Annotated in this window: 16 protein-coding genes; 9 read left to right on the top strand and 7 right to left on the bottom strand. The window is 70.7% G+C overall.

Going from position 1 to position 15,161, the window contains the following annotated elements; translation table 11 throughout:
- Window positions 1-481 (top strand): DNA translocase FtsK (locus MFF58_RS09495; RefSeq protein WP_283206431.1); only part of this gene is annotated, 481 nt, incomplete at its 5' end.
- A gap of 277 nt (window positions 482-758) precedes the next feature.
- Window positions 759-1,670, top strand: coding sequence for a LolA family protein (locus tag MFF58_RS09490; RefSeq protein WP_238286857.1), 912 nt, complete (start codon window positions 759-761; stop codon window positions 1,668-1,670).
- Between the two features lie 9 nt (window positions 1,671-1,679).
- On the opposite strand, the gene MFF58_RS09485 is transcribed toward MFF58_RS09490, so the two are convergent.
- Entirely contained in the window at window positions 1,680-2,420 is a 741-nt protein-coding gene (locus tag MFF58_RS09485) for a lysophospholipid acyltransferase family protein (RefSeq protein ID WP_238286855.1), read from the bottom strand.
- Window positions 2,421-2,580: 160 nt separating this feature from the next.
- Between MFF58_RS09485 and MFF58_RS09480 the strand changes: the two genes are divergently transcribed.
- Complete coding sequence (locus MFF58_RS09480) at window positions 2,581-3,390, top strand: exodeoxyribonuclease III (RefSeq protein ID WP_238286854.1); 810 nt, start codon at window positions 2,581-2,583, stop codon at window positions 3,388-3,390.
- 280 nt (window positions 3,391-3,670) lie between these two features.
- Window positions 3,671-4,549 carry an SDR family oxidoreductase gene (locus MFF58_RS09475; protein WP_238286853.1) on the top strand — a complete coding sequence of 293 codons (879 nt, stop codon included), beginning with the start codon at window positions 3,671-3,673 and terminating at the stop codon, window positions 4,547-4,549.
- A gap of 770 nt (window positions 4,550-5,319) precedes the next feature.
- On the opposite strand, the gene MFF58_RS09470 is transcribed toward MFF58_RS09475, so the two are convergent.
- The 3 genes from MFF58_RS09470 to curA form a co-directional block, all read right to left on the bottom strand.
- A complete protein-coding gene (locus tag MFF58_RS09470; RefSeq protein ID WP_238286852.1) occupies window positions 5,320-6,363 on the bottom strand; it encodes an IS110 family RNA-guided transposase in 1,044 nt (347 codons plus the stop codon).
- Window positions 6,364-6,521: 158 nt separating this feature from the next.
- Complete coding sequence (gene ssb, locus MFF58_RS09465) at window positions 6,522-7,097, bottom strand: single-stranded DNA-binding protein (RefSeq protein ID WP_238286851.1); 576 nt, start codon at window positions 7,095-7,097, stop codon at window positions 6,522-6,524.
- Window positions 7,098-7,265: 168 nt separating this feature from the next.
- A complete protein-coding gene (curA, locus tag MFF58_RS09460) occupies window positions 7,266-8,312 on the bottom strand; it encodes an NADPH-dependent curcumin/dihydrocurcumin reductase (protein ID WP_279603055.1) in 1,047 nt (348 codons plus the stop codon).
- Window positions 8,313-8,436: 124 nt separating this feature from the next.
- Here curA and MFF58_RS09455 point away from each other — a divergent pair, with 124 nt between their 5' ends.
- Both MFF58_RS09455 and MFF58_RS09450 read left to right on the top strand, forming a co-directional pair.
- On the top strand, window positions 8,437-8,835 hold the full coding sequence (locus MFF58_RS09455) for a DUF4174 domain-containing protein (protein ID WP_238286850.1): 399 nt from the start codon (window positions 8,437-8,439) through the stop codon (window positions 8,833-8,835).
- Window positions 8,836-8,972: 137 nt separating this feature from the next.
- Window positions 8,973-9,149, top strand: coding sequence for a hypothetical protein (locus MFF58_RS09450; protein ID WP_238286849.1), 177 nt, complete (start codon window positions 8,973-8,975; stop codon window positions 9,147-9,149).
- Between the two features lie 169 nt (window positions 9,150-9,318).
- Here the strand turns inward: MFF58_RS09450 and MFF58_RS09445 are convergent, their stop codons facing one another.
- The 3 genes from MFF58_RS09445 to msrQ all read right to left on the bottom strand — a co-directional run bounded on the left by MFF58_RS09445 (window position 9,319) and on the right by msrQ (window position 11,158).
- A complete protein-coding gene (locus tag MFF58_RS09445; protein WP_238286848.1) occupies window positions 9,319-9,690 on the bottom strand; it encodes a hypothetical protein in 372 nt (123 codons plus the stop codon).
- 110 nt (window positions 9,691-9,800) lie between these two features.
- Window positions 9,801-10,196, bottom strand: coding sequence for a hypothetical protein (locus MFF58_RS09440; protein WP_238286869.1), 396 nt, complete (start codon window positions 10,194-10,196; stop codon window positions 9,801-9,803).
- A gap of 44 nt (window positions 10,197-10,240) precedes the next feature.
- Window positions 10,241-11,158, bottom strand: coding sequence for a protein-methionine-sulfoxide reductase heme-binding subunit MsrQ (gene msrQ / locus MFF58_RS09435; protein ID WP_238286847.1), 918 nt, complete (start codon window positions 11,156-11,158; stop codon window positions 10,241-10,243).
- Window positions 11,159-11,363: 205 nt separating this feature from the next.
- Between msrQ and MFF58_RS09430 the strand changes: the two genes are divergently transcribed.
- The 3 genes from MFF58_RS09430 to nusA all read left to right on the top strand — a co-directional run bounded on the left by MFF58_RS09430 (window position 11,364) and on the right by nusA (window position 15,158).
- Entirely contained in the window at window positions 11,364-12,374 is a 1,011-nt protein-coding gene (locus MFF58_RS09430; protein ID WP_238286846.1) for an aldo/keto reductase, read from the top strand.
- Between the two features lie 326 nt (window positions 12,375-12,700).
- Window positions 12,701-13,465, top strand: a complete 765-nt coding sequence (rimP, locus tag MFF58_RS09425; RefSeq protein ID WP_238286845.1) for a ribosome maturation factor RimP — start codon at window positions 12,701-12,703, stop codon at window positions 13,463-13,465.
- Between the two features lie 67 nt (window positions 13,466-13,532).
- Window positions 13,533-15,158, top strand: a complete 1,626-nt coding sequence (gene nusA / locus MFF58_RS09420) for a transcription termination factor NusA (protein ID WP_238286844.1) — start codon at window positions 13,533-13,535, stop codon at window positions 15,156-15,158.
- Window positions 15,159-15,161: the final 3 nt, after the last annotated feature.

Raw genomic sequence — 15,161 nt, 5'->3', positions numbered from 1 at the left:
CACCACGCGCGTGCACGGGCCGTTCTGCTCGGACAGCGAGGTCGAGACCGTGGTCGCCCACCTCAAGCGCCAGGGCCGACCCAGCTACCTCGACGCCGTCACCGCGGACGATTCGCCCGAGGAGCCCGCCAAGGAAGGTGGCCGGTCCGGCCGAGGCAAGGCGGTCCCGGCCGACAGGGCCGAGCGCTCCGACGAGTCCGAGGAGGAGGCCCCCGTCTTCGACATCGGCGCCTTCGCGGCGGCGACCGGCGGCGAGTCCGACGACCTCTACAAACAGGCGATCGAGGTGGTGCTGCGCGACCAGAAGGCGTCGACCAGCTACATCCAGCGCCGCCTGCAGATCGGCTACAACCGCGCCGCCTCGATCATGGAGCGGATGGAGATCGAGGGCATCGTCGGCCCGGCCAACCATGCCGGCAAGCGCGAGATCCTGGTCGCCGGCGCGGCCCACATGTCGAACGGCATGTACGACGACGAGTGAGACGGGGTCCGGGCCGCCTGCCCATGCCGGCGGCCCGGACGTCGCATCTTCGCCACAGGGTGGGGGTCTAACGGGCCGCTGCGAAGACCGTCCCGCCCTTGCGAGCGGAGCCAAGCAGGACAGCGGCGCCACGGTGCCGGATGTCGCGCCGCCGGGAATGGCTTCGCTCCGCTCGCAAGGACGGGGTGGCGCGCGTTCCGCGGCAGCCTGCCACCCTCATGTACACCCGTCAGTATGGCGCCGGAGCCCGCCAGCGGTTCCTCAGGAGATTCTGCCGATGATCGGCCGCCGCACCCGCACAGCCGGCTCCCTGATCGCCGCCGGATTGTGGCTCGCGACCGCCAATCCGGCCGAGGCGCAGGTCGGCGCCTTCATCGACAGCCTGTTCGGCCACAAGGAAGAGCCTGCGCCGCCGCCGGAGGCCGCGCGGCCGGCCCCCGCACCGGCGAAGAAGCCGGCTTCAAAGGCCAAGGACGCCGCCAAGGAGCCCGGCAAGGACGCCCCCAAGACCGGAAGCCTCAAGGCCGGCAAGGGTGCCGACAAGGCCGAGCACAAGGCTGCCGAACCCAAGGTCGCGGCGGTCGGCGCGCCGACGGCGGTCTCCCCCGCCGAGCCGGCCGATGCCGCGACGCTGCTCGCCCAGGCCAACGCCTACTTCAACGGGATCAACACGCTCACCGGCAGCTTCATGCAGATCGGCGCGGACGGACGGCGGATCGGCGGCAAGCTGACGCTCGCCAAGCCCGGCCGCCTGCGCTTCGACTACGACCAGCCTTCGCCCCTCGAGGTGATCGCCGACGGGACCTCCGTGGCGGTGCGCGACCGCAAGCTCAACACGCAGGACCTCTACTTCATCGCGCAGACGCCGCTGAAATTCCTGCTGCGCGAGAAGATCGATCTCGCCCGCGACCTCTCCGTGACCGACGTGGCGAACGACGCGGGCGGCGTGCGCATCAGCCTGGAGGATCGCGCCACCCTCGGAGGCACCTCGAAGATCCAGCTGTTCTTCGATCCCGAGGTGAAGACCCTGTCGCAGTGGCGGATCACCGACCCGCAGGGCTACATCACCACCGTGCAGCTCTCGAACCTGCAGAAGGGCAAGGGCGTCGACGGCAGCGTGTTCTTCATCAACTACGGCCGCGCCGCCGACAAGGCGATGCAGCAGCAGATCCAGCAGTCGCAGCAGTAAGCGACGCCTCTACGCCGCCCGTACGCCGATCCCGCCGAGGCCGGGCTCCCGCCAGCGGTCGAGCTCCCGGTCGATCGCCGCCTCGGTCCCGTGCAGGAACTCGGCGGCCGGCAGGCCCGGGGCGACGGCGGCGAGGTAGCTCACCACCACGGTCCCGGCCCGGGTGGCCATACCGCCCGGCCAGAACAGTCCGGAATTCAGCGCCACCGGCACCACCGGCAGGCCGAGTCGGCCGTAGAGCAACTCGACGCCGCGCTTGAAGCGCAGGGGCGCGGCGATGTCGCCGCGGGTGCCCTCGGGGAAGATCAGGACAGACCGGCCGGCCGCCACGGCGGCGCGGCCCTGGTCGATCATGGTGCGCAGGGCCTGGGTGCCGTTGGCGCGGTCGATGACGATCATCGGCGAACGCCGCAGAAACCAGCCCACCACCGGGATCGCCAGCAATTCCTGCTTGGCGACGATCGCCACGTCCGGCACCAGCACCAGGAAGGCCAGGGTCTCCCAGGTCGATTGGTGGTTGGCGACGATCAGGCAGGGCTCGTCCGGCAGGTGATGGCGCCCCTCCTCGACGTAGCGCAGCCCGACGATGCTCCGGAGCCCGGCCAGGATGCCCCGCGCCCAGAGGCGCGTCGCCCGCCGGATCGGCCGCTCGGGGCTCCCCGACAGGAGGAAGATCGCCAGCGGCACGAGGAACAGGGTCGTCCAGGCCGCCCAATAGGCGGCGAACAGGAGCGAGCGAGCATGTGCCATGGCAGGGCCTCGACGAGGGGCCCGGGAGAGGGCAGGGCACGGACATAGCGCCTGCCGGGAGGGGACGCACGGCATTTCGGGGCCGCTGCGACGAGCGGACTGTCGCGGAACGCGAAATCGGCTATCGGAGCGCAACACCGTCCGAACCCCGGCTCAGCCCGTGCAGCTCACCGTCACCACCTGGAACATCAACTCGGTGCGCCTGCGCATCGACCTAGTGCTGCGCTTCCTCGCCGAGCACACACCCGACGTGCTCTGTCTCCAGGAGACGAAGTGTCCGGACGACGCCTTCCCGCTCAAGGCCCTGCGCGGCTCCGGCTACGAGCACGTGATGTTCGCCGGCCAGAAAGGCTATAACGGCGTCGCGATCCTCTCGCGCTTTCCCCTCCACACCCGGAGCGTGATGCCCTTCTGCGACCGGCCGGATGCCCGCCACATCTCGGCGGTGCTCGGGCCGGAGGCCGGGGCGGCCGCCGGTATCGTGCTGCATGACTTCTACGTGCCGGCCGGCGGCGACGTTCCGGATCGCGGCCTCAATCCGAAATTCGCCCACAAGCTCGACTTCCTGAGCGAGCTGCGCGCCTGGGGCGGCAAGCGCGTCTCCGGTCCGGCCATCCTGGTCGGCGACCTCAACGTCGCGCCGCTGGAGCACGACGTCTGGTCGCACAAGCAGCTCCTCGACGTGGTGAGTCACACGCCGGTCGAGACCGAGGCGCTGGAGGTTCTGCGCGGGGAGGCGGGCTGGATCGACGCGGCGCGCCATCTCACGCCCCAGCCGGAGAAGATCTACACGTGGTGGAGCTACCGGTCCCCCGACTGGGCCGCGGTCGACAAGGGCCGGCGGCTCGATCACGCCTGGGTCTCTCCGGATCTCGCCGGCACGGTCCGCAAGGTCGAGGTGCTGCGCGCGGCCCGGGGTTGGGAGCGACCGTCGGATCACGCCCCGGTAACCTTGACGCTCGAACTCTGATCCGGCGCTCGGAGCGGAACCGCGATGCGGGCCACGCATTGCTCGCTCACAAACCCGTGACGCGAGCTGCCCGATGCGCAAGATCCTGATCGCCTTCATCCTCCCCAAGGTGGTGTCCTACCTGCGTCGCCGCTACGGCGGTCCGCACGCCAACCGGAACCGCGCCTTCTGATCCGGCGTCCATCCGCCCCGTTCGCGGGGTTGTGACGGTCGGGCGCAGGCGGCGGGGTTTGCGGGCCGCACCAGGTCCCGTTGACCCTGCCGCCAGGAGCCGCAGCCCATGACCGACGATCCGCGCGAGGCAGGCCCGCGCCCGCCCTTTCCCGGAGACCAGCAGCAGCCCCGCCCGGGGCTGACCACGCGTATGACGCCGCGGCCGGACCACGGCGAGCAGAGCTATGTCGGCAAGGGCCTCCTCACCGGTCAGGCCGCGCTGATTACGGGCGGTGATTCGGGGATCGGTCGGGCGGTGGCGATCGCCTACGCCCGGGAGGGCGCCGACGTCGCGATCTCCTACCTGGAGGTCGAGCAGGAGGATGCCGAGGAGACGCGGGCCTGGGTGGAGAAGGCCGGGCGCCGCTGCCTGCTGCTCCCGGGCGACATCTGCGACGAGGCCCAGTGCCGGACCCTCGTGGCGCGCACCGTGGAAATCTTCGGGCGCCTCGATATCCTCGTGAACAACGCCGCCGCCCAGGTGGTCAACGACGGCCTCGGCGATCTGAAGGCCGCCGATATCGAGGGCTCGTTCCGGGCCAACGTGTTCGCCATGTACTACCTCGCTCAGGCGGCGGTGCCGCACATGAAGCCGGGCGGGGCGATCGTGAACAGCACCAGCGTGCAGGCGAAGGTCGCCGGCCCGAACATGCTGATCTACGCTGCCACCAAGGGCGCCATCGCGAGCCTGACCATCGGCCTGTCGAACCTCCTCGCCCCGCAGGGCATCCGGGTGAACTGCGTCGCCCCCGGGCCGGTCTGGACGCCGATCCAGCCCATCGTGAAGAGCCCGGAGGAGATGGAGCAGCTCGGCGCGCAGACGCCGCTGGGCCGCGCCGGCCAGCCGGCGGAACTGGCGCCGGCCTACGTGCTGCTCGCCTCCCGCGAGGGCAGCTACATGTCGGGCGCCCTGGTGCCGGTCACCGGCGGCCTGCCGATGCTCTGAGGTCGCCCGATCGCGGACGACGCAGGGGCGGAGCGGCGCGCTGGCTGAACAACGCGGTCCGCATCGCTCCGAGGGGACCGCCGGCAACGGACAGCATCCGCATGGAGAACCTCGCCGGCCGGCACGTAGGTCGGCGCGGCGTGGGTCAGCAGCCGGAGGATCGGCCACGCCAGGCGGCTGAAGGCCGCGGCGCCGGCCATCATGACGGGGTGTCGACCCTTTCCTGTGGTCGCCGTCGTGATGTCGGATCGTGGAGTCAGGCTCGTCCGGCTGCTGGCTACGCGCAGCGTCACCGATCTACGGGTTCGGTCTGCGACATCCGGACCGACGGTATGCCGCCGGCGCGCCCGGCCCCGGATGCGATGCCCGCAGTGGGTCTGCGATGCCCGACGGCGCGCCCGGCACCGGCGGATAGCAGCCTGGTTCCAAAGAATGACCCGCCACGCGGGGCGCGGCGGGTCTGAACTTAGAGCCTTCTCTGATTGGGGTTCGTGAGGCAAGCGTCTCCTGATCGATGTTTTCTGCTCTCGGCTGTGTCGCTCCCGCGGGTCACGCGCTTCTCTTCGCGGTCGGCGCAAGGCCGCCGCATGATGGGGTCAGGAGAGCAAGGCGTCTCAATCTGTCTCACGACCTGATCTGCTGACGCGGACCGGTTCGGGGCTCTTAACGAGATCGTCTCACCCATCGTCCCCACGGGAACGATCCGGGCCACCCTCGCGGGTGAAGTCTGGCCTGCCGTCGTTCAGTTCGACCGGGCAGGTGTATTTCGGTCAGGCGGCCGCAATGGCCGCGGTCGGCTCCTTGCCGAAGCGGAACTCGGTCTTGTCGCTCCACATCCGGTGCAGGACGACGGCGAGCTTGCGCGCGACCGCCACGCGGGCTCGGGCCATGCCACGATGCTTGGCGATCTGCAGGCCCCAGGCGCGCAGGCTCGACCATTTGCGGCTACGCGTCAGCAGAGAGTGGGCCGCCTCGTAGAGCGCGGTGCGGGCCAATTCGTCGCCGCAGCGGCTAACCTTGCCCTGGATGTCGGTCTCGCCCGACTGATAGCGGGACGGCGTCAGACCGAGATGCGCACCCACGTCCCGGGAGTGTCGGAACCGCTCCGGCTGATCGATGGTGGCTCGGAAGGCGAGCGCGGTGATCGGGCCGACGCCCGGCACACTCATCAAGCGTCGGCAGACCGCCTCGCCCCGTACGATGACGAGGACCTGCCGGGTCAGCCGATCGAGCTGCTCCAGCATCGTGGCCAGGATCGCCAGCAGGGGCGTGACGATCGGCAGGATCAGGGGATCGTCGCCCACCATCTCCCGAACCCGTCCAGCGAAGGCTGCGTGTGCCGGTGTGCCGAGCTTGATCCCGCCCTCGCGCAGGATCGCCCGCACGACGTTCTCGATCGCGCGCATCTCGTTGAGCACGGTGCGGCGCGCCACCAGCAGCGACCGCCAGAGCCGAGACTGGCGCGACTTGACGTGAACCTGCCGGAACCAGCCCGTGCGCATGATCTGGGCGAGTGCACGGGCATCGTTGCGGTCGGTCTTGTTGGGCATCGTCTTCATGGCTGCGTTAGCGGAGCGCGTCTCGATGCAGGTCGCCGGTAGACCCGCTGCACGAAGCCCATCGTGCAGCCATGCCGTCAGCGAGCACGCCTCCAGGCCGATGCGCTCCAGGGGAAGGCCGAGCCCCGTCAGGGCAGCGATGAGGGCGAGAGGCTCGCTGGCGGCCCGCATCTCCTTGATGATCCGACCCGTTTCATCGACCACACAGATCGCGCTCTCTTCCAGGGAGACATCGAGTCCGGCAAAGTACGTCATGGCTGCTCCTTCCTGATGCTGTGGCGATCCGACGTCGACCACGATCTCACATCTCGATAGGAGCAGCCGCCTTCAGACGACCCACGGCGTGACCCCAATCACCCCATCTGTCGTTGGTGTATCCTGCGCAGGCCCTGTCGCCGCGCCGATGGAACGACCTAAAACGGGATATCGTCGTCCAGGTCGTAGCCGCCGCGTCCGCCACCGCCGCCGCCATTGCCGTTGCCGGAGGACGCCGGGGCCGGACGCCGCTCGCCGCCCTGAGCGCGGCCGCCGCCGAAATCGCCCCCGCGGTCACCACCCCGGCCACCGCCGAAGTCGCCGCCGCGGCTGATCTGGCCGCCGCCCTCGTCCTCGCCGGCGAAGTCTCCGCCGCCACCGCCACGCCCGTCGAGAATCGTCATCTCGCCCCGGAAGCGCTGGAGCACCACCTCGGTGGTGTACTTCTCGACGCCGGAATTGTCGGTCCACTTCCGGGTCTGGAGCTGGCCCTCGATGTAGACCTTCGAGCCCTTGCGCAGGTACTGCTCGGCCACGCGGGCGAGGTTGTCGTTGTAGATCACGACCGAGTGCCACTCGGTCTTCTCCTTGCGCTCGCCGGAGGCCTTGTCCTTCCACGACTCGGAGGTGGCGAGCCGCAGATTGCACACCGGATCGCCCGAGCCGAGGCGGCGCATCTCGGGGTCGCGCCCGAGATTGCCCACCAGAATCACCTTGTTGACGCTGCCCGCCATCGCTCTCTCCTCACCGTACGGATCTCACTGGGCATCTGCCCGGAGGCGCGCGAACCATGCGCCCGGGCTTCCGGAGCGGCAACCTGCGGAGCGGGCTTGTGCCCGCTTTCCGCAGCGCCGACGGATCTCTATGTTCTATATCTGTTCTTGAGCGGCAGCAAGCCTCGGTCAGGAGACCCGCACGACCAGCTTTCCGAAATTCCGGCCTTTCAACAGGCCGACGAAGGCCTCGGGTGCCTTCTCCAGGCCCTCCACCACGTCCTCGCGGTAGCGGACCCGGCCCTCCTGGATCCAGCCGCCGACCTCCCGGCGAAAGATCTCCGCCTGATCGGCGAAGTCCCAGACGATGAAGCCCTGGATGTGCAGCCGGTTCGTGAGAACCGAGCGCATCAGGCCCGGCAGGCGGTCGGGGCCGGGGGGCACCTCGGTGGCGTTGTAGCCCGAGACGAGGCCGCAGACCGGGATCCGCGCGAAGGGGTTGAGCAGCGGCATCACGGCGGCGAAGACTGCGCCACCGACATTCTCGAAGTAGACGTCGATGCCCTTGGGGCAGGCGGCGGCCAGAGCCACGGGCAGATCGGCGCCGCGATGGTCGATGGCGGCGTCGAAGCCCAGTTCTTCGGTGAGGTAGCGGCACTTGTCCGGGCCGCCCGCGATCCCGACGGCGCGGGCGCCCTTCAGCTTGGCGATCTGCCCGACGAGGGAGCCTACGGGACCGGCAGCGGCGGCGACCACGACGGTCTCGCCGGCCTTCGGCTGGCCGATGTTGAGAAGCCCGGTATAGGCGGTCATGCCGGGCATCCCGAGCACGCCGAGCGCCGTCGAGGGCGGCGCCGCGGCCGGATCGACCCTGCGTGACCCCTTTCCGTCGGTGACGAAGTAGTCCTGCCAGCCCGCGAAGGCGGTGATGAGGGCGCCCACGGCATGGTCCGGGTGGTTCGAGGCGACGACCTCGCCCACCGTCTCGGCGGTGATCGGCGCGCCGATCTCCACGGGGGCGGCGTAGGATTTGGCGTCGCTCATCCGGCCGCGCATGTAGGGGTCGAGGGACAGCCAGCGGGTGCGCAGGAGGACCTGCCCCGGGCCGAGACGCGGTACCGGCACCTCCTCCAGACGGAAGTTCTCGGGGCGCGGCTCGCCGTGCGGGCGCGAGGCCAGGACGATGCGGCGGTTCATGGCGATCGTGGCGGACTCGGTCGTGGCGGACTCGGTCATGGCAGACTCCCGGATGCTGGATGCCGCCTCCGATCTGGGGCGCGAGGCGGCTGCGGCAAAGGCGCGGCGGCGATCTCCGGGCCGGATCGTGCGTTGTCCGATCTCCTGAGCGGGGAGCGGCTGCATGCGGCGGACGACACTGGGGCTCGGCCTGGCGATCCTAACGGCGGGGGCCGCCTCGGCCGGCCCGCTCGACAGGTATCGGGACCGCGCCCGGGTGCTGGTCCTGTCGGCACCCGACGGCGGGGATGCGCAGCTGAGGGCCCAGCGGGCCGCGTTGGGGGCCGCCCGCGCCAGCGTCGCCGAGCGCGACCTCGTGGTGCTGGAAGCGATCGGCTCCGGGGCCGGGGCGCTGGCTCTGCGCGCGCGGCTCGGCCTGCCGGCCGACCGCTTCCGCGCGGTCCTGATCGGGAAGGACGGGGGCGCCAAGCTCGCCGCCGACACGCCGATCCCACCGCAGACGCTGTTCGCCACGATCGACGCGATGCCGATGCGGCGCGCCGAGATGCAGGGGCGCCGATAGGACCGGAATCCCTGTGCGCCGGGCGGGTGCGGACACCAACGGTTAAGCCTACCGCCCTATCACCGAACCGTGTCGACGGCCCGATTCCGGCCGTCCGTCGAGGCCCGCCAGGACGCACGCACGAGACGCTCGAATCGATGACCCGACAACAAGTTGCCACCGCCATCCGCCGCCTCGTCGCCTCGCAGGTCGAGGACATCGATCGCGCGGTCCGCGACGGCCACAAGACCATCGCGCTGAACGAGCTGGCGGACCTCAACCGCCAGCTCAAGGCCTTCGCGGCGGCGCTGAAGAAGGCGCCGGCGCGCATCTGATGTCGCCTTCCGGTCGGGACCTTCGGCTGAGGCGGTCCTGGCCGTCATCACGCGCGAAGCGACGCGATCCGGAGCGGGGCGATGTCACTCGGCGCGGCGCCGAAGGGATTGCCTCGCTCCGCCGGGGATGGAAGCCCCGAGGCACCGACCGGGTGCCGCAAGGTCCATCCTACCAGCGCGGTCCGCCCCAGCGGCGGGGCGGGATGTCCTCCGGCGGCGGCGGAGGGGGCGGGCCGCGGTCGAAGGCCGGCTCGTCGCAGACCCGCACACGGCGCAGCACCGGCGCGCCGTCCGGATCGAACCGGCGCCGCACGAATTCCCGGCACGGCTCGGGCGGCGCGGCGGTGAAACGGGGGCCGCGGAACTCAGGCTCGCGCCGCGGCGGCGGCGGCGGGGGGCCGCGTTCGGGCTCGTCTTCCTGAGGCGGACCGCCATAGCCGGGCGGCGTATAGGGCCCCCCGAAATCGGCGGCCAGCGCCGGGCCGGCGGCGAGGAGCAGGGCAAGGAGTCCGGTGCGTGCGAGGAGGCGACGGGCGGGCACGGGGGCCTCAGCGGAATCGGGCACACGGGGATCGCGGCCATCATCTCCGGAGGTTGCACCGAGGCACCTGAACCGCCGCCGCAGGTCCGTGTCGGCTTCCGTTCAGCCGGCTATTTCTGCATCGCGGTGACTTCGCACTGGGCGTATTCGGCACTCGCCTTCACGTAGGCATTGAGCTTCTGCAGGTAGGCCTCGGCGATCGGCCGGAAGGCCTGCGCCTGCAGGTTATAGGCCTTGATCGCGTCGTTGTAGCTGTAGGCCTCCCAGCCCGGGCAGCCCGCCTTGGCGTCGAGGCAGGCGGGCTTCTCCGGCAGGGCCGGCTTGGTCGGCCGGACGGAGGCCGGTGGCGGCTCGGGCGGGGTGCAGGCCGCGACGGCCGGCGCCGCCGCGGCCGGGGGCGCCTTGGCGGCCGGTTTCGCGGTCGCGCCCGGTGGTGTCGCGGGCGGCGCCGCGAGGGCGACGCTCGGTGCGAGCAGTCCCGCGATCAGGAGAAGCGTGCCGCGCATGTCGTCCTGGAAGCTCCGCTGGGCCGGGTGCGGGTTCTGCGGCATCACGCCGGCGGCGACAAGGGCTCCTGCACACGCGGGGCGCGGGCCTCGGTGGCGGGCCGCCGGGCCGGCGCCGGTCCGGCCGAGGGTACCCGCGGGCGCCGCACCAGGGCCGCGACCGGCAGGAGCAGCCCGATCCCCAGCACCCACCAGGCCGGCCGGATCGGCCCCGAGAAGTCCAGGTTGGCGGCGAGGACGAGGCTGGCCGGGACGCCGCTGGCCAACCCGTACCAGGCCGCTTCCAACCCCGCGGTGACGAGGCCGGCCAGCAGCGCGAGGAGAAGCAGCGACCAGGGCCGCTCGGGCCACTTGAACCGCCGCATCACCCGCCAGCCCATCAGCAGCAGGAACAGGCCGGCCGAGAAGACCGGATCGGTCACGTCGATCTTCGATTGCAGGAAGTAGTGGGCGAGCGCCAGCACGGCGATCGTGTAGACGAGCCGGTGCAGCCGGTGCCAGTTCGGGCCGAGATTGCGGATCGCCGCGTCCGTCGAGGTCAGCCCGAGGGCGATCAGGCCGATCAGCGCCACGAAGCCGATGGTCAGGTAGAGCCGGAGCGCGATCTCCGAGGCGACCTTGGTGAGGATCAGGTTCTGGTCGACCGCGTAGAGGGTGAGATGGGCGACCGCGTAGGCCATCACGGCGACGCCGAGCATCCGCCGGACGACCAAGACCTTCGGCCAGTCGGCGATGCGGCGCAGCGGCGAGATTGCCAGGCAGAACAGCAGGATGCGCACCGCCCACTCGCCGGTGGCATGGATCAGCGCGGTGATCGGCTTCGCGCCCAGGGCATCGAGCCGGTAGGCGGCCGCGAGGTACAGCGCCGGTGCGACGCAGCCCGCGAACACCGCGAGCTTCAGCCAGGAGAGGCGGCCGGCCCGGTCGAGCCAGGGGAGGGGGATGGCCAAGCGATCAATCATGGGATCTCGAACAGGGCATGCGTCGACGGGATGGCGGTGGCAATCCGGTCGCGCCCGCGGCGGGAACGGCCGTGTCCGGCCATCGGTGCCGTCGCGGGTCGGTTCGCCGCGGATGCGTGACGGTTACGGGGATGCGTTCACCTGCGTGGTTGACCACGCCGCCCCGGCGGCGAGATAGCGTGGCGACGGACACCGGATGGATCCCATGCAGTACCGCAATCTCGGCCGCTCCGGCCTCAAGGTCTCGCCGATCTGCCTCGGCACGATGATGTTCGGCGGGCCCACCGATGAGGCCGCCGCAGGCCGCATCGTCGGCAGCGCGCGGGAGGCCGGGATCAACTTCATCGACACGGCCAACGTCTACACGGACGGCCGCTCCGAGGAGATCACCGGCCGGGCGATCAGGTCCGAGCGCAGCGCCTGGATCCTGGCCACCAAGGTCGCCAACCCGACGGGGCCCGGCATCAATGACGGCGGCCTCTCGCGGGTCCACGTCATGAAGGCCGCCGAGGACAGCCTGCGCCGGCTCGGCACCGACTTCATCGACATCTACTACCTCCACAAGGAGGACCACCACACGCCGCTCGCGGAGACCGTGCGGGCGATGGCCGACCTCGTCCGCGCCGGCAAGATCCGCCACTTCGGCGTCTCGAACCACCGGTCCTGGCGGGTCGCCGAGATCTGCCGGATCTGCGACGAGATCGGGATCGACCGGCCGGTGGTGAGCCAGCCCTACTACAACGCCTTCAACCGCATGCCCGAGACCGAGCACCTGCCGGCCTGCGCCCATTTCGGGCTCGGTGTCGTGCCGTACTCGCCGCTTGCCCGCGGCGTGCTCACCGGCAAGTACGATCCCGACGCCCCGCCGCCGGCCGAGTCCCGCGCCGGCCGCCAGGACACCCGGATGATGCAGACCGAGTGGCGGCCGGAATCCCTGCGGATCGCCCGGACGCTCAGGGAGCACGCCGAGGCGCGGGGTATCACGGCCGGCCAGTTCGCCACCGCCTGGGTGCTGAACAACCGCCTCGTCACCGGCGTCATCGCGGGACCGCGCACGGAGGCGCAGTGGCAGGAATATCTCAGCGCCCTCGACTACGCCTTCACCCCCGAGGACGAGGCGCTGGTCGACGGGTTCGTGGCCGCGGGTCACCCGACGACGCCGGGCTACAACGATCCGGCCTATCCGCTGGAGGGGCGGGTGCCGCGCAGCGGCTGACGATGCTGGAGGCGGGGGGGCGTCGTCGATCTCCCCGCATCGGAGGTGCGCGCGGCGAGCCGCGGCCTCCGCTGCGCTGCGGCGCCTCAGGATGCGGGCGAGATTTGGAAGACCCGGTCCCCGCGGCGCATCCGATCCGCCTTGCGCTCCCGGCAAAGGGTCGCTATCTAGCCTCCATCAGTTCTGATGGCAGTCGAGAGGCTGCGGTTCGGGAGTGGGCCCCACCGGGTCCGCTCTTTTTTTTCGCCGCACCGTCCCTCGCCGCACGAGGCCGTACGCCGCGGGCGGGCCAGGCAGAACGCCGCGAAGGTTGCGCGCTCAAACCCATGTCGTCCGAGATCGAAGCGGATCTGTCCGAGAAGCGCCTCGTCCGCGAGGCCGGTGTCGCCGCGCGCGTCGCGCAGGCGATCGAGGGGCCTCTCCAGGGTCTCGGCTTCCGGCTGGTGCGGGTAAAGGTCAACAACATCAACGGCTGTACCGTGCAGATCATGGCGGAGCGGCCGGACGGCACCTTCACGATCGCGGATTGCGAGGCGGTGAGCCGGACGATCTCCCCGATCCTCGACGTCGACGATCCGGTGGGGGGCGCCTACAACCTCGAGGTCTCCTCGCCGGGGATCGACCGGCCGCTGGTGCGGATCTCGGATTTCGCCCGCTGGGTCGGCTACGAGGCCAAGGTCGAGCTGAGCCCGCCCCTCGACGGGCGCAAGCGCTTCCGCGGCATCCTCGGCGCGCCGGATCCGGCGGGGTTCACCGTCCCGATCGATCTGCCCGACGTGAAGGAAGGCCTGCCGAGCCGCATCGACCTGCCGCTCAGGGACCTCGCCGAGGCCCATCTCGTCCTCACCGACGAACTGATCCGCGAATCGCTCCGCCGCGGCGGTCCGCCCGCCGAGGACGAGGCCGACGAGGCCGAAGATGCGGAACCGGTCGAGGAGCGCGCGGCGGAGCCTGCCCGCGCGCCCTTCCGGCCGCAGGGGCCGAAGAAGGCCAGTCCCGCGGCCAAGCCCAAACACCCGGCCCGGACCGGTCCCAAGAAGCCGATCGTGACCAAGGCGTCCCGGCTCAAGGACCGTGACTCCCTGCACTGAGACCCCCGCGACGGCCGTCCACGCGCGGCCGTCCCGAAGATTTGACGGAAGAGAAGGACCGACACCGATGGCCGTCGTCAGCGCCAACAGGCTCGAACTCCTCCAGATCGCCGATGCGGTCGCCCGCGAGAAGGTGATCGACCGCTCCATCGTGATCGACGCGATGGAGGAGGCGATCGCCAAGGCGGCCCGCTCCCGCTACGGCGCCGAGACGGATGTCCACGCCGAGATCGACAACAAGACCGGGGCGCTGCGCCTCTCGCGCCACCTCTTGGTGGTCGATCAGGTCGAGAACGACGCCCGCGAGATCACCCTGGATCAGGCCCGCCGCTACAACCCGGGCGCACTCGTCGGCGACGTGATCTCCGATACCCTGCCGCCGTTCGACTTCGGTCGCGTAGCCGCCCAGTCGGCCAAGCAGGTCATCGTCCAGAAGGTGCGCGACGCCGAGCGCGCCCGCCAGTTCGACGAGTACAAGGACCGCATCGGCGAGATCCTCAACGGCATCGTCAAGCGGGTCGAGTATGGCAACGTGATCGTGGATCTGGGCCGCGGCGAGGGCATCGTGCGCCGGGACGAGATGATCCCGCGCGAGACCTTCCGGCCGGGCGACCGCATCCGCTCCTACCTGTTCGACGTGCGCTCGGAAGTGCGCGGACCGCAGATCTTCCTGTCGCGCTCGCATCCGCAGTTCATGGCCAAGCTGTTCGGCCAGGAAGTGCCCGAGATCTACGACGGCATCGTCGAGGTGAAGGCGGTGGCCCGCGACCCGGGCTCCCGCGCCAAGATCGCGGTGATCTCCCGCGACGGCAGCATCGACCCGGTGGGCGCCTGCGTGGGCATGCGCGGATCCCGCGTCCAGGCGGTGGTCGGCGAACTCCAGGGCGAGAAGATCGACATCATCCCGTGGTCCGAAGACGAGGCGACCTTCATCGTCAACGCCCTCCAGCCCGCCGAGGTGGTGAAGGTGGTACTCGACGAGGAGGCCGACCGCATCGAGGTGGTGGTGCCGGACGACCAGCTGTCGCTGGCCATCGGCCGCCGCGGCCAGAACGTGCGGCTCGCCTCCCAGCTCACCGGCTGGGACATCGACATCCTCACCGAGGCCGAGGAGTCGGAGCGCCGCCAGAAGGAATTCGCCGAGCGGACCCAGGTGTTCATGGAGGCGCTGGACGTCGACGAGACCGTCGGCCAGCTGCTCGCCGCGGAAGGCTTCCGCAACGTCGAGGAGATCGCCTACGTCGACACCCAGGAGCTGTCGGGCATCCAGGGCCTGGACGAGGAGACCGGCGCCGAGATCCAGGCGCGCGCGCAGGATCACCTCGCCCGGATCGAGCAGGAGCACGACGCGCGCCGCACCGAACTCGGCGTCGCCGACGAGCTGCGCGAGATCGAGGGCGTCACGACACCCATGATGGTGGCACTCGGCGAGAACGACGTGAAGACCGTCGAGGATCTGGCGGGTTGCGCCACCGACGATCTCGTCGGCTACACCGAAGGTCGCGGCCCCGAGGCCGTGCGTCACGCCGGCTACCTCGACGGGTTCGACCTGTCCCGTGCCGAGGCCGAGGGCCTGATTATGGCCGCCCGCCTCAAGGCCGGCTGGATCGAGGCTCTGCCGGAGCCGGAGGCCGAGGACGGCGCCGAGGGAGTCGAGGGCGAAGAGTCCGCCCCGACCCAGGCCGAGGCCTGAACC

Origin of the sequence: Methylobacterium longum (assembly GCF_022179385.1) — a bacterium.
Lineage (GTDB): Bacteria > Pseudomonadota > Alphaproteobacteria > Rhizobiales > Beijerinckiaceae > Methylobacterium > Methylobacterium longum.
The sequence above is the reverse complement of the archived record's forward strand: the minus strand, read 5'-3'. Positions and strand labels throughout refer to the sequence as shown.